A 19,487-nucleotide genomic window follows, 5' to 3' on the forward strand; every position below is an offset into this window, starting at 1 on the left:
TTTCGTTCTTGCGGTTTGAGGTTTGTGTCATCGGTTTTATTCGCCAGCCAAAATCCGGCTGACATAGGTAGAAACAGCGGACACCTTGGAAATTGTTCCCGGGTAATCCATGTACGTCGGCCCCACCACGCCCATGCCGCCCAGCGGGGTCTGGCTACCGCCGTACGAGGTGGTGACCACCGAGGCACTGCGCAGCTCGGCTTCCGTGTTTTCCTCGCCGATGACCACGGAAACGTTGCCATAATCCGGCACGTTGCCCAACAGCTTGAGCACCACGACTTGTTCCTCCAGGGCCTCGATGAGCGCAGGCAGACCCGAGGGGAACTGCCCCGCCGCGCGGGTGAGGTTGGAGGTGCCCGCCATCATCAACCGCTCACTCGGCTGCTCCACCAGGGTCTCCAGCAAGGTGGTGGCGGCCGGGAGGACGTGATGACGGATGTCCACCGGGGCGTCGGTGAGCAAGGCACCCAGGCTTTCCGACGCCGCGGCCATCGTCTTTCCCACCAGCGCCCGGTTGAGGAGATCGCGCAGGCGCGGGACGTCGTCCGGCTCGATGACGGCATGCAACTCTACATTGCGTTGATCCACGCGCCCGGTGTCCGTGATGAGCACCAGCAACAGTCGCGCCGGGGTGAGCGCCACGACCTCGCAGTGCTTCACGCGGCTGGCCTCCAGGGTGGGCATCTGGATGATGGCCGCCTGCTTGGTGAGCTGCGCGAGCAGCTGCACGGAACGCCGCAGTACGTCCTCGAGGTCCACGCCCTCTTCGAGGAAGCCGACGATGGCGCGCTTTTCCGCGGCGCTCAGCGGCTTGACCTCGTGGAGGGTGTCCACGAACTGCCGGTAGCCCTTCTGCGTCGGGATGCGTCCCGAGGAAGCGTGGGTCTGCGCGATGAGCCCCTCGGACTCGAGCACCGCCATGTCGTTGCGGATGGTGGCGCTGGAGACGTTGAGCTGGTGGCGCTCCAGCAGCGCCTTGGAACCCACGGGCTCCTGGGACGCGATATAGTCCGCCACAATGGCGCGCAGCACCTGCCGCCGCCGCTCCTGAGTACTCATGGTTCACCTCCGCGCTAAGCCATTCTGGCACTCGGTTGTTCCGATTGCTAATTCGCCACTATACCGCCTGTGTGTTACTCGCGTTCTTCCGCGACGAGGATGTCCGTGATGATGCCGTCCGCCAACAGGCGACCGGCATCAGTAACGCGCACGCGCGGGCCCGAGACGTCGCGCCCGGGCACCAGGGCGGTCGACGACGCGACCGCCGCCGCGTCCAGCTCGCCCACTTCCACCAGGCCGCGGCTGACAAAGCCATCCACCACCGGCCGGGCCGCCGGGTTCAGCCACGCCAGCGGCACGCCGTCGCGCAGGCGCAGCCCGAGCATGAGCGCTTCCGTATGGCGCTCGGAGCTGCTGAGTGCCTCGGTGTCCGCGATGGGGAGGGACGGCGCGGCGTCGAGAAGCGCCGCGGAGTAGCGCGCGGGATGTTTGACGTTATAGAAGCGTTCGCCGTCGAGGTGGCTGTGCGCTCCGGGGCCCGCGCCCCACCAGTTGCCGTCCACCCAGTAGATGGTGTTGTGCTGGCACTCCCCGCCCGGGCGCGCCCAGTTGGACACCTCGTACCACCCCATACCCGCGGCCTCAAGCTCCGCGGCGATGAGCTCGTAGCGGCGCGCCAGCACGTCGTCCTCGGTCTCCTGGAATTCGCCGCTGCGCACCTTGCGCGCCATGCGCGTGCCATCCTCGATGATGAGCGAGTACGCCGAGAGGTGATCGATGCCGGTGTCCACGGCGCGGCGCACGGTCTCTAGGACGTCCTCGTCCTGCTCGGTGGGCGTGCCATAAATCATGTCCAGGTTGACGTGCTCGAACCCGGCGGCGCGGGCCTCGCGGGCGGCGTCAAAGGCGCGGCCCGGGGTGTGCGCGCGCTCCAAGATGCGCAGCACGCCGGCGGAGGCCGACTGCATACCTAAGGAAACGCGGTTAAAACCGGCGTCGAGAAGCCCGGCGAAGAACTCCGGCGACGTGGACTCCGGGTTGGACTCCGTGGTTACCTCCGCGTCCGGCGCCAGACCGAAAGTATTGCGCGCGGCGTTAAGCACACGGCCCAGCCCGTCCGCGCCGAGCAGCGACGGCGTACCGCCGCCCACGAACACGGTCTGCGCCTGCGGGGCCGCGCCGTGGGTGCGAGCCAAGCGCGCGGCGGCGAGCTCCAGCTCCACCTCTAGCGCGTCCAGGTATGCCGCCTGCGAGTTGGGATTGCCCAGCTCCCCCGGGGTATAGGTGTTGAAGTCGCAGTACCCACACCGCGTGGAACAGAAGGGGACGTGAATATACAGCCCGAAGGGGGCGCGTGCAGCCTGGGTACCTACCATTTCAACCACCCTAGCAATCGCGGCAACGATCCCGGGAACAATCCCGGGAACAAAACTTAACCCTCCGCACGTTATGACTGTAGAATAATCGTCATTTATCACTTGCTTCTACATGAGAAAGGACCCTAGTGGAGCCTCCGAGTCGATTGCCCCGCCTTCTAGCCTGGGGGTGGGGTAGTTAATGGCCTCCTCAATCCTGCTGCTTATCGCAGGTTTCGTGGTCATCGGCATCATCATCGTGGCCAACGGATACTTCGTGGCCCAAGAATTCGCCTACATGTCCGTGGACCGCAACCAGTTGCGTATCCAAGCCGCCGCGGGCGACCAAGCCTCGCAGCGCGCCCTGGACATCACCAAGCGCACGTCCTTCATGCTCTCCGGCGCCCAGCTGGGCATCACCGTCACCGGCCTGCTCATCGGCTACGTGGCAGAGCCGCTGGTCGGAGTCTCCGTGGGTGATTTGCTCGGCGCCGTCGGCGTGCCCGTCTCGGTCGCCGTCGGCATAGGCACGGTGCTCGCCCTGGCGCTGTCCACCGTGGCCACCATGCTCTTTGCCGAGCTCTTCCCGAAGAACTACACCATCGCGGTGCCCATGAAGTCCTCGCTGGCGCTGGCCCGGTCCACGCAGATCTACCTGAAGATCTTCGGCCCGCTCATCCACTTCTTCGAGTTCTCCTCCAACGCGCTGCTGCGAATGTTCCGCATTGACCCAGTGGAAGACGTGGACTCCTCGGCCACTACCGAGGACTTGGAATCCATCGTGGAATCCTCCCGCGAGACCGGCGATCTAGACCCGGAGACCTACATGGTCTTGGACCGCTTGCTGGACTTCCCCGAGCACACCGTGGACCACGCCATGATCCCGCGCTCGCGCGTAGACGTGGTGGAGCCGTCCACCACGATCGGCGAGGTCCGCGAGCTCATGGCACACAACCACACCCGCTACCCCGTCATCGACGACGAGCACAACCCGGTGGGCGTGGTGCAGCTTATCGACGTCCTGGCATCCGACGAGCCCCTGGACACCCCGGTGGCCACGCTCATGCGTGAGCCGGTGGTCATCCCCGAGTTCATGCCGCTGCCGGACGTGGTGAGCGAGCTGCGCGAGGTGGATTCCAAGATGGCGTGCGTCATCGACGAATACGGCGGCTTCGTGGGCGTGGTGACCATGGAGGACCTGGCCGAGGAGATCCTCGGCGACGTCACCGACGAACACGACCTGGAAGAGACCGAGGAAATTACCGAGCAGGACGAGACCCACTGGATCGTGGACGGCGACACCCCCATCGACGAGATGGAGCGCGCCATCGGACACCCGCTGCCCGAAGGCGACTACGAGACCATCGCCGGCCTGCTCATGTCCCAGGTGGGCAACTTGGTCGAGGAAGGCGAGGAGCACACCATCGTGCTCGAGGCCGAACCCGAGGACTACGTGGAAGACGAGGTGCCGGTGCGCCAGCTCAACATCAAGGTGGAAGAGGTAGACCGCCACGTGCCCAGCTCCCTGTCCGTGGAGCTAGTAGAGGAATACCGCGAGCAGGACGACGAGGAGGAGAACTAACCATGGACGAATGGCTTTCTAAACTTTTGCTCACGCTGCTCATCCTGGTGCTCTCCGCGTTCTTCGTAGTCATCGAGTTTAGCGTGATGGGCGCTCGGCGCCACCGCCTGGAGGAAGAAGCAGAAACCTCCCGCGCGGCACGCGCCGGGGTGCGCAGCCTCAACGAGCTGACCATCATGCTCGCGGCCGCGCAGCTGGGCATCACCGCGGCCACCTTCGCGCTCGGCGCGATCACCAAGCCGTGGGTGCACCACCTGCTCACTCCCCTGCTGGTCAAGCTCTCCCTGCCGATCGCGGTGGCGGACGTGCTGGCGTTCGTCCTCGCGCTGTTCATCGTGACGTTCATCCACTTGGTCGTGGGTGAGATGGCCCCGAAGTCGTGGGCGATCTCCCACCCGGAGCAGGCGCTCAAGGCCATCGCGCTACCGGCCCGCGGCTGCGCGTGGCTGTTCCGCCCGCTGCTGACGTGGATCAACAACATGGCTAACAAGATGGTGCGCTGGACCGGCGAAGAGCCAGTGGACCGTGCCGGCGCGGCGGGATACGACGTGGAAACGCTGCGCACGCTCATTGAGCATTCCCGCGCCACCGGCGCGATGGACGACGCCGACGCGGACCAACTCACCGGCGTCATCGAGCTCGAGTCCTCCTCCGTGGCGGACCTGGCGCGCGAGCACGGCTCGGAGATCGTGCCGCTGCCCGCGGATGCCACCGTCGGCGACCTCCAGGACCTCGTGGTGCGCAAGAACATCATGCGCGCGCTGGTCTTTGCCAAGAACTCGCGCATGCCGCGTATCGTGCACGTGCGCGACACACTGTTGGCGGATCGCGACGCCCCGGTCCAGGAGTTCTCCCGCCCCGCGCTCTCCGTGGCCGGCTCCACGACGGTGCAGCACACCCTGGACCACATGCGCGCCCGCAACGAGCAGCTCGTGGTCGTGGGCAAGGCCGACAAGGACAACGCGGTGTGGATCCTCACCTGGGACGACATCATGAACCAGCTCTGGCCGCAGATCGAGGACCAGCTGGAGGCCGCAAGTTAGGCACAGCCAGGCTGCATTAACCAAAGGTCGGGACACAAAGGTCGGATACGCCCCTTAATTGAGCCCTCCCCGACCTTTGTGTCCCGACATTAAGTACGAGAGCGTACAGAAACCGCTCAGCGAGGCCACACAAAGGCAGAATGCTCCTTTGCCGCTACATTCGCTAAGCGGTGATGTTGGCAGCCTTCTGGGCGGCGCGCTTGGCGGCGACGCGGGCGACCACGGCGTTGATGCGGGCGCGCTCCTCGAGGAAGGCGGGTGGGTTGTGGCCGCGCATGGTGCGCACGTAGGCGGGGTGATCGAGCACGACGGTGTGCTTCCAGCCGTTGTAGGCGTCAGAGACCTTCGCGCCCACCGAGTTATACAGGTGCGGCAGCGAGACCATGTCCAAGTTGCGGGCCACGGCGTCCGTCTGGTCGAGGGTATAGTCCACCAGCTCGCGCAGGTACTCGATGACGCGGGCGGTGCGTCCCTGCAGGGAGCGCACCATCTCGTGCACCACCACCGGGTGGCGTGAGATGGGGAAATCTTCGTCGAGGGTCCGGGCGTCGACACGCTCCGGGGGCTCGATGCTGGTGGACGCGGAGGCCGAGGCCGAGATGGTGCCCGCGCGCACCCCGGAGATGAGCGCCTGGCGCAGGCCGATGAGCTCGCCGACGACCTTGCCGGAGTCCACGCGCGCGTCGGCGATGATTTCCGCCAGTTCGGCCAGGCAGTCATAAGCCAGCTCGTCGTCCCAGTCCTCGAGCGCCTCAATGAGGTGCTCGATGTACTCGGCAACCTCGTCGCCGATGTTGTAGATCTCCTGGGTCAGCTCACGGTGGCGCAGCTCTGCGGCTAGCTTATTTAAACCCACTCGGCTGCTCCTTCCTGCGCTTGCTCGGTCTCGGGCGGGGACTCCCCCAATAATTCGCGGTTCTCAAGTTGAGGTTGAGAGTTACGCTAACGGTTCAAAACTCTATGTCACGATCTGAAAATCTTCTGTGCGACGCGCCGGGCGATTCACAGTCAACGTTGTCAAGCCAGATTCTTGTAGCGCTCGCCTACGAGCGCTACTTGCGCTTGTAGATGTGAGCGATGGCGTCGCCGTAGCGTTCGTAGACCACGTTGCGCTTGACCTTCATGGTTGGCGTGAGCTCGTTTTCCTCCTCGGTGAGGTCGCGGTCCAAGATGTAGAACTTCTTGATCGCCTCCGCGTGCGAGACAGTGGTGTTGACTTCGTTGATGGCGTCCTGGAGCTCCGCGCGCAGCGTCGGGTTGGTGGCAATCTCGGAGATCGTGCGCCCCTCCGGGATGTTGTGGTCCAGCTTCCAGCGACGCAGCGCTTCGTCGTCAAGCGCCAGCAGCGCGCCCACGAATGGTTTGCCGTCGCCCACCACCATCGCCTGGGAAATCAGCGGGTGCGCGCGCAGCATGTCCTCCATCGGTCCCGGGGAGACGTTCTTGCCGCCCGCGGTGACGATGAGATCCTTCTTCCGGCCGGTAATCACCACGTGGCCGGTCTCCAGGATCTCGCCCAGGTCGCCGGTGTTGTACCAGCCGTCGTGCAGTGCCTCCGCGGTGGCCTCGTCGTTGTTCCAGTAGCCGTCAAAGACGATGTCGCCCTTGATGCACACCTCGCCCTCGTCGTTGATGCGGATGGACACGCCACCCAGCGGCGGGCCCACGGTGCCGATGCGCTGGTTGGCAAAGTCCACCGTGGCACACGCGGTCACCTCGGTCAGGCCGTAGCCCTCATACACGGTCACGCCCATGCCGCGGAAGAAGTGCAGCAGGTCATGGCTCATCGCGGAACCGCCGGTGATGGCGTAGCGCACGTCGCCGCCGATGCCGGCGCGGATCTTGGAGTACACCAGGCGGTCAAACATCTTGTGCCGCGCCTTCTGGATGCGGGTGGGGCCTTCCGGGGTATCCAGGGCCTTGGAATAATCGATGGCGGTCTTCTCCGCCTGGGCGAAGACCGCGCCGCGAATCCCGGAGCCGGACTGCGCCTGCGTGGCCGCGCCGTTGCGCACCTTCTCAAAGACACGCGGCACGCCCAGGATAAGGTTGGGGCGCGAGCGCGCGAACTCCATCTGCAGGGTGGAGAAGTCAGACCAGTGGCTCTGCGTCGCGCCGGACATCGCCACCGCCAGGGACACCGCGCGGGAGAGCACGTGCGCCAGCGGCAGGAAGGTCAGTACCCGGGAGCCGGGCACGGCGATGCCGCCGATCGGGTTGGTGAGCAGGCCGCGGGTCTGGGCCAACCAGTTGCGGTGGGTCAGGCGGCAGCCCTTCGGCCGGCCGGTGGTGCCGGAGGTGTAGACCAGGGACGCCAGGTCGTCGGTACGCGTCGCCGTAATGCGCTCGCGGACCTCGTCCTTGGCCACCCCGCGGCCTTCAAACTTGAGGGTGTCCACGGCGGAGGAGTTGAACTCCAGCACGCGGCGCAGCTGGGAGGTGGAGTCGCGGAAGCCGGGCAGGCCGTCGTCACCCAGCACCAGGTGGCCGAGCAGCTCGGACTGTTCGCGGGTCTCTGACAGCGCGAGCACCGCGCCGGAGTCCTCGATGATCCACTGCACCTGGCTCAGCGAGGACGACGGGTAGATGGGTACGCTCACCGCGCCGGCAGCCCAGATGGCGAAGTCCAGCAACGTCCACTCGTAGCGGGTGGTGGACATCAGTGCCACGCGATCGCCGTGCTCCACGCCGCAGGCGATGAGGCCACCGGCGACCTCAAAGACCTCGTCCACAAAATCCTTGGCGGTCACATTCACCCACTCGTAGTTGGCGGGGCGGGTAAACAGCACGCCGTGTGGCCGGGCCTTGGCCTGGTCCATGAGCGCGGTGAGGCAGGATTCGCCCTCGGCAATCTCGTACTCAGCTGGTGTGTGGACTTCCTGCACGACTATTTCTCCCTTAGTACCCTACAATGACCGGTTCCAAACATGACGAAACCCTCATACTTTGTGTGTGCACCTACCCTATCAACGAATGACGGGCGGCCCGAGGTTTAACGTGGCACAATTTGCCAGTGTGAGCATCAGAAGCCTTTTGGAAGAACTGTCCGCCCGCAACGGGGTCTCCACCTCCTACCGCACCCAGGCCGGGGAACTACTGACGGTGTCCGACGACACCCTGATTTACACCCTCCGCGCCCTCGGCGTGGACATCGACGTGGAGCCGAACGAAGACGAGCTGACGTTCGCCCTCTACAAGGACTACGTGGACCGCGCCTCCCGGCCGCTCCCGCCCGCGGTGGTGTCCGTGGAGGGCCGCGAGGCAGGTTTCGTGGTCCACGTCCCAGCTGGCTCCCCCGCCGAAGTGCGCATCGTCTTGGAGTCCGGCGAGGAGCGCGAAGTCTACCAGGACGACAACCACTCCCCGGACGTCGAGGTGGACGGCCAGATGTGGGGCGAGGCTTCTTTCCACATCCCGGGCGACCTCCCGCTGGGCTACCACCGCCTAGTGTTGGAGGAACCCGCGGCGGAGTGCGCGCTGATCATTACCCCGGCGCGCCTGTCCACGTCGGACGAGTGGCTGGCCAGCCCGCAGGCGGGCGTGATGGCACAGCTGTATTCCGTGCGTTCTCGTCATTCCTGGGGCATGGGCGACTTCGCCGATCTGGGCTTGTTAGCGGAAACCCTGCACCGCGAGGCCGGTGCCAGCTTCCTGCTCATCAACCCGTTGCATGCCGCGGAGCCGGTACCGCCGGTGGAGGAATCGCCATACTTGCCGACGTCGCGCCGCTTCATCAATCCGCTGTACCTCAACGTGGAGTCCGTGCCGGAGCTGGAGCGTCTCGACGCCGCGGCGCGCGCCGACGTCGCAGAGCTTTCCGAGGAGCTGCGGGTGCTCAACACGTCCGCGGAGGCGATTGACCGCAACCCCATCTACGCCCTGAAGCTGCAGGTTTTGCACGCGATGTTCACGGCCCGCGATACCGCGGGCGACCGCGAGTTCGCGTTCCGCAATTACTGCCGCAGCCAAGGCAAGGCACTCGTGGACTTCGCGCGCTGGTGCGCCCGCGAGGAACTCAAGACTTACGCCGGCAAGCGCCACGCGCTGGAGCCGACTGAGGAGGAGCTGTCCGAGTTTTATATGTGGCTGCAATTCCTGTGCCACGAGCAGCTGGCCGCCGCGCAGCAGCGCGCCCGCCAGGCGGGCATGCCGATTGGCATCATCACGGATCTGGCCGTGGGTGTGCACCCGGGCGGTGCGGACGCGGAGATCATGGCGGACTACCTGGCGCCGCAGTGCTCCGTGGGCGCCCCGCCGGACGAGTACAACCAGCAGGGCCAAGACTGGTCGCAGCCGCCGCTGCACCCGATCCTCCTGGCGGAAGCAGCGTACGAGCCGTGGCGCGAGATGCTGGGCACCATCCTGGACGGTTCGGGCGGCCTGCGCATCGACCACGTTTTAGGTCTGTTCCGCCTGTACTGGATCCCCCGCATGTCCGCCCCGGACAAGGGCACGTACGTGGCCTATGACTTTGAGGCCATGCTAGGCATCGCACTGCTGGAGGCCCAGCGCCACGGCGCGGTCCTCATCGGCGAGGACCTGGGCACGCTGGAGCCGTGGGTGCAGGACGTGCTGGCCTCCCGCGGCGTGCTGGGCACGTCGATCTTGTGGTTCGAGCAGGGCGACGACGGCAACCCGATGCCGCAGAACGGCTACCGCCCGCTGGCGCTGTCCTCGGTGGGCACCCATGACCTACCACCGACGGCCGCGTACCTGCGCGGCGATCACATCACCTTGCGCGAGCGCCTGGGCGTACTGGCCCAGGACCCGGAATCCGAGAACGCCGAGGATCTGCAGTGGCAGGCGGGCGTGCTGCGCCGCGTCGCGGAAGCCGGTTATCTCCCGGAAGCGGACTACGCTGCGATGGCGCGCGAGGAGCGCGGCAGCCTCACCGATCTCATGAGCGCGCTACACGCGTTTATTGCGGGTACACCGTCCGCGCTGACGTGCACGTCCCTAGTGGATCTGGTGGGTGACGTCCGCGCCCAGAACCAGCCGGGCACCACGCACGACATGTACCCCAACTGGTGCATGCCGCTGTGCGACGGCGACGGCCGCCCGGTACTCATTGAGGAGCTGGCGGACCAGCCACTGTTCCGCCCGGTTGCAGACGCCTCGCGCCGCTAGGCTCCCCCGCTAGACTCCCGCCGTTACAGCAGCGTGCCGACGATCCCGGCGACGATCACCAGGGCGATGAGCAGCCACAGGGTGAGGCTGACCCGCGAGCGCGGGAGCGCACGCTTGCGGGGCACGGGTTGCCCGCCGTCGGCGGAATCACGCCCGGTGGCACCGCGCGACGCCGCCGGGGCGTCAGGGTTCCACAGGCCCTCGCGGGGGTCTACTTCTTCAGTCATGGCTCATCATTCTACTGCAGGGTCCCCGGCGGCTGGCCCCTCGGCGCCCCCGCCGCCGCGTACTCACCGCCGCCCACATGCGGTCAATGGCCCACATCAGCCCCCACGCCACTGCGGTGGCCAGCGGCAGCACGACGAGGAGCACCAATAGCATTTGCAGGAAGGACGGCAGCATGACCACGAACTCAATGACCTGGTTGGTCACGTCCTGTATTGCCTGGCTCATCCCGTTCACCCTCGCAGATTGTAGTCTGTAAACCATGGCACCTGCACGTACCGTCACCGTGGACTCCCCTGTGGGGCGCATCACCGGCACCGCCACCGACGGGGTGGCCACCTTCTACTCCATCCCCTTTGCGGAGTTTCCCGATCCCTTTGGGCCCGCCGCGGCGGGCCCGAAGGCGACGCCCGACCGGGACATTGACGCGACGTCGCCACGCCCTGACGACGTCGCACTGACCGTCACTGCCCCGGAAGGCACGCGCTTCGGCGCGGACCTGCCGGTGCTGGTGTACATCCACGGCGGGCGCTTTGAGCACGGCAGCCACATCGACGAGATGGTCACCGGCGAACACGCGGCGCGCGCCGGTTTCATCCAGGTCAACCTGGGCTACCGCCTGGGGCTTTCCGGCTTCTTACCTTTTGAGAAAGACACCCCGGGCACCTACCGCGGTACCGACGATCTGCAGCTGGGACTGGAATGGGTGCAGCGCACCATCGAATCCTTCGGTGGCGATCCCACGAACGTGACGCTGGTGGGCCAGTCCGCCGGCGCGGCCGCGGCCCTATGGCTGGCGCGCAAGGACCACTACCGCGGCAGTTTCCGGCGGGTGTGGGCGGCCTCGCCGTGTTTCCCGCGCGGCGACATCGCCCGCCGCAAGTCCACGCTGCGCACGCTGCTGTCGGCGCCGGTGACCCGGGCGTCGCTGGGCACACTGCACGCCACCAAGCCGGAGAAGCTGCGCCGTGCCTATGACCGCGCCCGGAAGATCTACGGCACCGACTTGTTCCTCGGCCCCTGGCCCTACGACCCGGAGGAGCTTGCCGACGTCCCGCTGGTGGTCACCGCCACGAGGGAGGAGTTCCACAACCTGCCCACCGCGCGCGCCTGGGACGCCAAGCCCGCGCCGCCGACACTGCGCCTGAAAGCACTGGCGCGTTTCATGGGCATGGGCAAGGACCGCTTCGGGTTCTGGCGCGATCGCGCCTCCCGCCCACAGCTGGCCGGCCAGCTCATCACGGACGCGGTGTGCCGCCGCTTCGTGGTGGACACCGCGAACGCCCGGCCACAGGCCCACGTGGCCACCTTCGTGCGCAGCGCGGGCACCAAGGAGGCGCTACACTGCGACGATCTGCCGTTCCTCTTCGGGCGCTCTTCCGACGAGCAGGCGGTCCACGCCATCTCGGGGCTGCTGCTGGGCTTCGCACGCGGGCAGGCCCTGCCCTGGCCGGAGTACGGCGAGGAGCACGTCATCGCCGACGTCGACGTGAGTACAGGGGATCTGGAAATCAATCCACGCAGCCTCGATCACGTGGCCGCCGCGATGCGGCCGTTGCGCGCGTCTGCCGATGCCGCGGGGCGGGGTTTGGGTGAGCGCTAAAAACGCTCGGGAAAACTAGGCCTTTCCGGCGACAATGGCACGCAGGCGCGGGTCCGCGAGCTCTTCGACGAGCCACGGGCTGAACGCGAAAGGCGTGGCGTCCGCGGCGGCGATGAGACCCGCGGCGGCGACCCAGCGATAGGAGTCCACCTCGTCCGGGTTGGGCGTGAAGCTATCGTCGCGGCGCAGGCGCGCCACGAACACCGGGCAGATCTCGTTTTCTACGATGCCGGAAGAGTCCACCGCGCGGTAAGCGAAGTCTGGGAGCACGCACTGAAGGTCTTGCAGGTGCTCCGGGTCGAGGCCGAGTTCGAAAGCGCTGCGGCGGCGCACAGCGTCCGCGTTGTCCTCGCCCGGGCCGGGGTGACCGCAGAACGCGTTGGTCCACACTCCGGGCCAGGTCTTTTTGCTCAGCGCGCGGCGCGTGAGGAGTACCTCTACACCCGCCGAGTCGACACTGTCGGCCGACGTGGCCTTGGCGGCGTCGGCCGGGCGCAGCAGCCACGTGGAGAACGCGAAGTGCAGCGGGGTGTCCGCGGTGTGCACCACGGCCTTGTCGGCGGTGCCACTGGGGTTGCCCGCGGCGTCGGCAAGCACGACGAGCTCGGAGGCTGAAGAGTTAGATATTGAGATCGCCTACCCACGTCACGTTGCCGATGGTAAAGCGCGCGTTCCACAGGTTCGCCGGCTGGGTATCAAACAGGTACTGCAGGTTCGCCGAGGACTTCGCGCCCAGCGGCAAGTCCAGCCCAGGCGCCTGCATGGAGGTGTTGACCTCCGGGTTGTAGTCCAGCTGCTTGACCTCAGTGGAACCGCCCGCACCGTCGGAGACCTCCAGCGTCGGCGGGTCCAGTGCCTCCGCCGGGATCTTGGTATCGCCCAAGTTCTTCATCAATACGGTGACCACGGTGCCCCCGGCGTTTTCGTTGTAGACCCCCTGGAACGTCCACTCCACGCCCAGGCCCTCGTCCTTGGTGGTGACGGTGAGATCCCCGGTGACCTCCTGCGAAGGGACTTCCTTGGGCGCGAACTCCGGCGTGGTGGAGCTGGTGACCTCGATGTCCTCCGCACCGTTGCCGCCAGCCACCGAACCCGGGGCCTGCTCCCCCTTGAGCAGGCTGCACGAGCTGGCCAGCACCGCGGTGGCGCAGCACGCGGCGACGACGGCCGCGCGGGTGGTGCTGCGGCGGGTCACGTTTCGGGTGGTTTTCACTACGAATTCTCCCCAAGTCATGTGGTTTGACGGGTACTCAATGGGCAAAGCTTAGCTTATTGGAGTTACGAGGTGTTACCGCCACCGCCGTGATGTGCTGCGAAAGCTGTCATCTCACCTACCTAGGTGGCATAATCGCCCGGTGTGAACTCTCTGCTCCGCATCGTTAAAAGCGCCTCCGCCCTCTGGCCGTTCTACCTGGGAATTATCCTCGCCGCGACAGTGACCGCGGCGCTGAGCATGATTTCTCCCTTCCTCATGAAGCACGCCACCGATGCCATCGTCGGAGCGGTCTCTGGGGAGACCACCACCGCGGACGTCGCGGGCACCGTGCTGTGGTTGGTCGTGGGCTTGTTCCTCGCTGACGGCGTGCGCTCCTTGGTCAATAACGTGGGCGGCTACCTGGGCGACGTCATGGTCGCCCGGCTACGGCAGATTCTGTCCACCCGCTACTTCGCCAAGCTCCTCGCGCTACCACAGGGCTACTTTGATAACCAGGTCACCGGTACCATCATCGCGCGCCTGGACCGCTCGATTATGGGCGTGAGCCAGTTCGTGCAGTCGTTTTCCAATAACTTCTTCTCCATGATCATTCAGGTCGTCGGCATCCTGGCCGTGACCACCTATTACTACTGGCCGCTGACCATCCTGCTGGCGTCGCTGTTCCCCATCTATATGTGGTTGACCACGCTAACCTCCAAGCGCTGGCAGAAGCTAGAGGCGGAGAAGAACGAGCAGGTGGACATCGCCAACGGCCGCTTCGCCGAGGTCGTCGGCCAGGTCAAGGTGACCAAGTCTTTCGTGGCGGAATCCCGCGAGCTGTCTAAGTTTGGCAACCACTACCGCAAGATCGTGGACATCACCAAGCCCCAGTCCTCCTGGTGGCACTTCATGGACTCCCTGCGCGGCTTCGCGCTGGCGGCTATTTTCCTGGGCATCTATGGCCTCATCTTCTGGCGCACGCTGCACGGCCACTTCACCATCGGTGACATGGTCATGCTGCTGCAGCTGGTGAACATGGCCAAGCAGCCGGTGTTCATGATGAGCTGGATGGTGGACATCTCACAGCGCGCCATCGCCGGATCGAAGGACTACTTCAAGGTCATGGAGGAGGAATTCGAGCCCACGGCCAACGCCGGCATCGTGGCGGCCACCACCGCCTCGGACACCCCGCAGATCGACACCGCCCCGGTCCCACCGCTAGAACCCACCGCGGGCACCCCGGTCATCTCCTTCGACAACGTGGACTTCGCCTACGAGGCGGACAAGCCGGTCATCGCGGACATCACCTTCACCGCCCGCGAGGGCGAGAAGGTCGCGCTCGTTGGCGAGTCCGGCGGCGGCAAGTCCACCATCGTCAACCTGCTGCTGGGCCTGTACCGCCCTGGCGCCGGTTCCCTGTCCGTGCTGGGCCACGACGTCAGGGATCTGACGGCCGAGCGGCTGCGGGCGTCGATAGGCGTGGTCTTCCAGGAGCCGGCGCTGTTTTCTGGGACCATCGAGAACAACATCGCCTACGGCAAGCCGGGCGCCACCCACGAGGAGATCGTGGCCGTGGCCAAGCGCGCCAACGCCCACGACTTCATCGAGGCCTTCCCGGACGGCTACCAGACCGTCATCGGCGAGCGCGGCCTCAAGCTTTCCGGCGGGCAGAAGCAGCGTGTGGCCGTGGCGCGCGCCATGCTGAAGGACGCCCCGGTCCTACTTCTCGACGAGGCGACCTCCGCCCTGGACACCAAGTCCGAGCGCGCCGTGCAGGCGGGCCTCGATGAGCTCATGAAGGACCGCACCACCTTGATCATCGCCCACCGCTTGTCGACGATCGCGAACGTCGACACCATCATCACCCTCGACGCCGGGCGGATTGCCGAGATCGGCTCGCCCGATGAGCTGGCACAATCCGGCGGCATCTACGCCGAGCTGCTCAAGCTCACCGCCTCCACCTCCGCAGCCGACCGCCAGCGGTTGAAGAAGTACGGCTTCATCGGCGACGCCCGCATCAGTGAGCACGAGGAGCAGGACGAGCATGCGGCGGAGAGCGAGCCCGGCGCGGAGGCTGCGGAGCAATAGCCTTTCAGGTGCCCCGCCCACCGCGCTAAGCTGGCGGCTATGAAGCAGCTTGGCTTAGAACAACTCCGCGCCCGCCAGACCGCGAAGTGGACGGTGTTCGAGGACGACGTCCTGCCGTTGTGGATCGCGGAATCGGACTTCCCTATCGCCCCGGAGGTCAAGTCCGCGGTGGCGGCGGCGGTGGAGGCCGACACGGTGGGCTACCCGCCCGCGCCCGCGGCGACCAACTTTGGGCTGGCCGTGGCTGATTTCTACGAGGTCCGCTACGGCTGGCGCCCCAACCCGGATAACGTCATGTGGATCGGCGACGTGGTCCGCGGGCTGAACCTTGCCATTACGTATTTCACCCGCCCGGACTCCGCGGTGGTGGCCCCCGCCCCGGCCTACCCGCCGTTCCTGGCGCTGCCGGAGGCCACGGGCCGGGAGATGATCACCGTCTCCGCCGAGGGAGGTCTGGACTTGGGACAGATCGAGGAAGCCTTCGCCCGCGGCGCGGGCAGCATCTTGTTGTGCTCCCCGCACAACCCGCTGGGCTACAACCACGACGAAGTCACACTGTTCCACTTGGTGGAACTGGCGGAGCGCTACGACGCCCGCGTGCTCGTGGACGAGATCCACGCCCCGCTCGTTCTGGACGGCCAGCACATCCCGGTAGCCAGCCTGGGAGAGAAGGCGGCGCGGCGCTGTATCACGGTGACCTCCACGTCCAAGGCGTGGAATGTGGCCGGACTCAAGTGCGCGCAGATGATCTTCTCCAACCCCGAGGACGTCACGCGCTGGGCGCAGCTGCCGCACATCATCAAAGACGGCACGTCCCCCCTGGGCATCGTCGCGGCGGAGGCGGCCTATTCCCGGGCACGGCGCCACGTGGACGAGCAGGTGGAGGAGCTGCGCCGTCTGCGGGACCAGGCCTATGATCTGCTGACCGCGCAGATCCCCGGCATCGTGGCCACGCGCCCGAGCGCGACATACCTGATGTGGCTGGATTTTTCCGGCACCGCGATTGGCGATGAGGAGCACCCGGCCCGGTGGTTGCGTCAGCACGCGCGCGTGGCGTTGAACGAGGGCACGGACTTCGGCCCCGGCGGGGCGCATCACGCGCGCCTCAACTTCGCTACCACCCCGGAAATCCTGGAGAAGGCCATCACTCGCATGGCCGCCGCCATCGAGCGCGCCTAGGAGTTCCTCGCCACTTCACCCCCATTCGGGTGAAGTGGCACCCCGGCAGTTCCTATTCCCATTCCGTGCAACTAACATCCCACACAATGAAAATTGCTGATGTGTGCGCATAGCTTAAGGAACGGAGACCACCATGACTGCAACGCCACAGGGGGCGTCGACAAGCTCCCCCAGTAACGCCACCGGCCGGGGAGGCCTGGATACCAAGGCCATCATTATTACCTCCCTCATGGTCTTTTCCATGTTCTTCGGCGCGGGCAACCTCATCTTCCCGCCCGAGGTCGGCGTGGGCGCCGGCACCAACTTCTGGCCAGGCATCGTCGGCTTCCTTATCGCCGGCGTGGCCCTGCCGGTCATCGCCATCATCGCCGTGGCCATCTCCGGCTTTGGCGTGCGCGACCTCGCCAACCGCGGCGGCGCACTGTTCGGCGTGGTGTTCTCCGCGTTGGTGTACCTGTCCATCGGCGTGTTCTACGCCCTGCCCCGCACCGGCGCGGTGTCGATGGAAATCGCCATCACCCCGCTGACCGGGCTGGACTCCACCCTGGCCAGCTTCATCTTTAACCTGCTGTTCTTCGGCGTCTCTCTGGCGCTGTGCTGGGCGCCCAACGCCATCCCGGATACCCTGGGCAAGTTCCTCACCCCGGCGCTCGTGGCACTGCTGGCCATCCTCATTACGCTGACGATGTTCCGCTTCGAGCGCGTCCCCGCCGCCCCCGCCGAGGACTACGCCGAGTCCCCCGCGGTCACCGGCCTGCTCAACGGCTACCTCACCATGGATGCGCTGGCCGGCCTGGCCTTCGGCATCGTGATCATCTCCTCGCTGCGCTCCAAGGGCTTCAAGCCGGGCCCCACCCTGGTCCGCTCGACCATCATCACCGGCACCATCGCCGGCGTGCTGTTGGCGGCCATCTATCTGGGCCTGGCACTCATTGGCCAGACCATCCCGGACGCCGGGCGTTTCGACGGCGGCGCGGCCCTGTTGGCGGAAGCCGCTCATCGCGCCCTGGGCACCCCGGGCCAGCTGGCCCTGGCCGCCATCGTTATCCTGGCCTGCCTCACCACCGCCGTGGGCCTCATCTCCGCCACCAGCGAGTTCTTCCACGAGCTCGTCCCGGCCGTGAGCTACCACGCGTGGGCCACCATCTTCGCCGTGGGTTCTATCGCCATGGCCACCCAGGGCCTGTCCCAGGTGCTGGCCATCGCCGCGCCGGTGATTTCCTTCCTGTACCCTCCGGCCATCACGCTGATGATTCTGTCCATCATCGAGCCGCTCTTCCGCCGCCAGTTCTCCTTCCACTGGACCTACCGGGTGGCCATCTGGGTCGCGGTGGTCTGGTCCGCTATCTCCGTCACGGTCTCCCTCGGCGCGGAAGCGCTGGCCCCGGTGGTCGCGTGGGCGCCGGGTCAGTCCAACGACGTCGGCTGGGCTCTGCCCACCATTGCCGCGGCTCTCGTGGGCCTGGCGCTGGACTTTGCCACCCGCAACTCCCGTCCGCTCGAACTCAGCGCCGCGGCACAGGCCGCTCGGCGCGAGCACGACAACGCTGACGCACACGAAGAAGTTAATGCCACGGTAAGGCGCTAACTGCACGGAATAGTGATGCCTTCGCTCCTGTTGTAGGGGACGGTACCTGATGTAAAAGGGGCCGTCCCCTACAACTTTTTAGACGAGGATTTTATGACTTCCGCAACTTCCGAGACTTCCCCAGCGCCCACAAACGCAAACGATATCCCACTGTCCATCGTGGACTTTTGCACCGTGTACGAGGGCGAGGACGCGCACCAATCCATGCGCAACTCGGTGGAGCTCGCCCAGCACGCGGAGAAGCTAGGCATCAAGCGCATCTGGTACTCCGAGCACCACAACATGAAGACCATTACCTCTTCTTCCCCGGCGGTGCTCATCTCCCATATCGGCGCACACACCTCTACTATCCGGCTAGGTTCCGGCGGTGTGATGCTCCCCAACCACGCCCCCTACGTAGTGGCGGAGCAGTTTGGCACGCTGGCCTCGCTGTACCCCAACCGCATTGATCTTGGCCTCGGTCGCGCTCCTGGCACGGACATGAACACCTTGGGCCGCGCCCTACGGCGGGACGCCCACTCGGCCGAGCGTTTCCCGGAGGACATCAAAGAACTGCAGGGGTTCTTGTCCAACTCCTCACCAATCCCTGGGGTGCAGGCCGTGCCGGGCACCGGGACGAACGTGCCCATCTACATCCTCGGCTCCTCAATGTACGGCGCGTCCCTGGCCGCGAAGTTCGGGCTGCCCTACTCCTTTGCCTCCCACTTCGCTCCGCAGCACCTGGAGGCCGCCACCACGTACTACCGCGACAACTTCACCCCGTCCGAATACTTGGACGAGCCCTATGTCATCGCGGCGGTCAACGTGGTGGGCGCGGAGACACCCGCAGCCGCGGACGAGCTGTGGGAGCGCGTGAAGCGCAAACAAGTCAAGGCCTTCTTCGGCCGGGATCGCTACCTCACCGACGAACAGGTGGAGCAGATCTTGAACTCTTTCCAGGGACAGCAGGCCATTGATATGCTGCGCTACTCCGCCATCGGCGACGCCGAGACCATCCGCCAGGAGCTGCTCGATTTCAAGGAGACTGCCAACGCGGACGAGCTTATGGTGTCCCTACAAGCCACCAACCACCAGGAAACGATGACTAGTCTTGACGTTCTGGCGCAGGGCTGGGGCCTGGGCGCGGACTAGGCGTGCCCCGGCGTGCGCGAGGGGGATACTGGCTCCCCCTCGCGGGGCCCTCTCCCTTCCCGGGGGTAGAGGGCATAACATGCAGTGCACAACTCATCAATAAATTGTCAACAATGCACAGTGTTAATAACCTGAAGGATTCTCAGCTTTTCCCACCAATGAAGCCTTATACCCCTGTGCGGCACCTGCACAAACTCCGGTAGTAAACTATTGAAACCCACATAAACAGCTGTTTTAAACGTGAGACACCCTCATATCTGGCCACAAACGGTTTTATGCAGGGAAGTTATATTTCATAAATTCTTAGACAACTCGGCCTACCCCCACCGTTTCAAAGTTCTGACTGTCTAACACTTTCATCTAATATGTGGG

Annotated in this window: 16 protein-coding genes; 8 read left to right on the forward strand and 8 right to left on the reverse strand. The window is 65.6% G+C overall.

Annotation, left to right across the window (positions count from 1 at the left end):
• Positions 1–36 precede the first annotated feature (36 nt).
• Together hrcA and hemW are read right to left on the reverse strand one after the other, a co-directional pair.
• Positions 37–1,059 carry a heat-inducible transcriptional repressor HrcA gene (gene hrcA / locus H0194_RS02840; RefSeq protein ID WP_185176356.1) on the reverse strand — a complete coding sequence of 341 codons (1,023 nt, stop codon included), beginning with the start codon at positions 1,057–1,059 and terminating at the stop codon, positions 37–39.
• 74 nt (positions 1,060–1,133) lie between these two features.
• On the reverse strand, positions 1,134–2,375 hold the full coding sequence (hemW, locus tag H0194_RS02845) for a radical SAM family heme chaperone HemW (RefSeq protein WP_185176357.1): 1,242 nt from the start codon (positions 2,373–2,375) through the stop codon (positions 1,134–1,136).
• A 181-nt stretch (positions 2,376–2,556) separates the two neighbouring features.
• Here hemW and H0194_RS02850 point away from each other — a divergent pair, with 181 nt between their 5' ends.
• Both H0194_RS02850 and H0194_RS02855 read left to right on the forward strand, forming a co-directional pair.
• A complete protein-coding gene (locus H0194_RS02850; RefSeq protein ID WP_185176358.1) occupies positions 2,557–3,936 on the forward strand; it encodes a hemolysin family protein in 1,380 nt (459 codons plus the stop codon).
• A gap of 2 nt (positions 3,937–3,938) precedes the next feature.
• Complete coding sequence (locus tag H0194_RS02855) at positions 3,939–4,979, forward strand: CNNM domain-containing protein (protein ID WP_185176359.1); 1,041 nt, start codon at positions 3,939–3,941, stop codon at positions 4,977–4,979.
• A gap of 163 nt (positions 4,980–5,142) precedes the next feature.
• Here the strand turns inward: H0194_RS02855 and H0194_RS02860 are convergent, their stop codons facing one another.
• Together H0194_RS02860 and H0194_RS02865 are read right to left on the reverse strand one after the other, a co-directional pair.
• Positions 5,143–5,835: a hypothetical protein gene (locus H0194_RS02860; protein ID WP_185176360.1), complete on the reverse strand. Its 693-nt coding sequence runs from the start codon at positions 5,833–5,835 to the stop codon at positions 5,143–5,145.
• 196 nt (positions 5,836–6,031) lie between these two features.
• A complete protein-coding gene (locus H0194_RS02865) occupies positions 6,032–7,870 on the reverse strand; it encodes an AMP-dependent synthetase/ligase (protein ID WP_246389116.1) in 1,839 nt (612 codons plus the stop codon).
• A gap of 124 nt (positions 7,871–7,994) precedes the next feature.
• Between H0194_RS02865 and malQ the strand changes: the two genes are divergently transcribed.
• A complete protein-coding gene (gene malQ / locus H0194_RS02870; protein WP_185176361.1) occupies positions 7,995–10,106 on the forward strand; it encodes a 4-alpha-glucanotransferase in 2,112 nt (703 codons plus the stop codon).
• A 23-nt stretch (positions 10,107–10,129) separates the two neighbouring features.
• On the opposite strand, the gene H0194_RS02875 is transcribed toward malQ, so the two are convergent.
• Both H0194_RS02875 and H0194_RS02880 read right to left on the reverse strand, forming a co-directional pair.
• On the reverse strand, positions 10,130–10,333 hold the full coding sequence (locus tag H0194_RS02875; protein WP_185176362.1) for a hypothetical protein: 204 nt from the start codon (positions 10,331–10,333) through the stop codon (positions 10,130–10,132).
• Positions 10,326–10,559, reverse strand: a complete 234-nt coding sequence (locus H0194_RS02880; RefSeq protein ID WP_185176363.1) for a hypothetical protein — start codon at positions 10,557–10,559, stop codon at positions 10,326–10,328. The genes H0194_RS02875 and H0194_RS02880 overlap by 8 nt, the downstream gene beginning before the upstream one ends.
• A 34-nt stretch (positions 10,560–10,593) precedes the next feature.
• On the opposite strand from H0194_RS02880, the gene H0194_RS02885 reads away from it, so the two are divergent.
• A complete protein-coding gene (locus tag H0194_RS02885) occupies positions 10,594–11,934 on the forward strand; it encodes a carboxylesterase family protein (protein WP_185176364.1) in 1,341 nt (446 codons plus the stop codon).
• 15 nt (positions 11,935–11,949) lie between these two features.
• Here H0194_RS02885 and idi read toward each other — a convergent pair whose 3' ends face one another.
• A complete protein-coding gene (gene idi, locus H0194_RS02890; RefSeq protein ID WP_185176843.1) occupies positions 11,950–12,561 on the reverse strand; it encodes an isopentenyl-diphosphate Delta-isomerase in 612 nt (203 codons plus the stop codon).
• The gene (locus H0194_RS02895; RefSeq protein ID WP_246389031.1) at positions 12,554–13,147 is read right to left on the reverse strand and encodes a hypothetical protein; all 594 of its coding nucleotides are present in this window, start codon (positions 13,145–13,147) and stop codon (positions 12,554–12,556) included. Before H0194_RS02895 ends, idi begins: the two co-directional genes overlap by 8 nt.
• A 144-nt stretch (positions 13,148–13,291) precedes the next feature.
• Between H0194_RS02895 and H0194_RS02900 the strand changes: the two genes are divergently transcribed.
• The 4 genes from H0194_RS02900 (at position 13,292) to H0194_RS02915 (ending at position 19,115) form a co-directional block, all read left to right on the forward strand.
• The gene (locus tag H0194_RS02900; RefSeq protein WP_185176365.1) at positions 13,292–15,217 is read left to right on the forward strand and encodes an ABC transporter ATP-binding protein; all 1,926 of its coding nucleotides are present in this window, start codon (positions 13,292–13,294) and stop codon (positions 15,215–15,217) included.
• Between the two features lie 39 nt (positions 15,218–15,256).
• Positions 15,257–16,396: a MalY/PatB family protein gene (locus H0194_RS02905; RefSeq protein ID WP_185176366.1), complete on the forward strand. Its 1,140-nt coding sequence runs from the start codon at positions 15,257–15,259 to the stop codon at positions 16,394–16,396.
• 133 nt (positions 16,397–16,529) lie between these two features.
• Positions 16,530–17,984, forward strand: a complete 1,455-nt coding sequence (gene brnQ, locus H0194_RS02910) for a branched-chain amino acid transport system II carrier protein (protein ID WP_185176367.1) — start codon at positions 16,530–16,532, stop codon at positions 17,982–17,984.
• Positions 17,985–18,077: 93 nt separating this feature from the next.
• Positions 18,078–19,115 carry an LLM class flavin-dependent oxidoreductase gene (locus tag H0194_RS02915; RefSeq protein WP_185176368.1) on the forward strand — a complete coding sequence of 346 codons (1,038 nt, stop codon included), beginning with the start codon at positions 18,078–18,080 and terminating at the stop codon, positions 19,113–19,115.
• Positions 19,116–19,487: the final 372 nt, after the last annotated feature.

Origin of the sequence: Corynebacterium incognita (genome assembly GCF_014217255.1) — a bacterium.
GTDB classification, from domain to species: Bacteria; Actinomycetota; Actinomycetes; order Mycobacteriales; family Mycobacteriaceae; genus Corynebacterium; species Corynebacterium incognitum.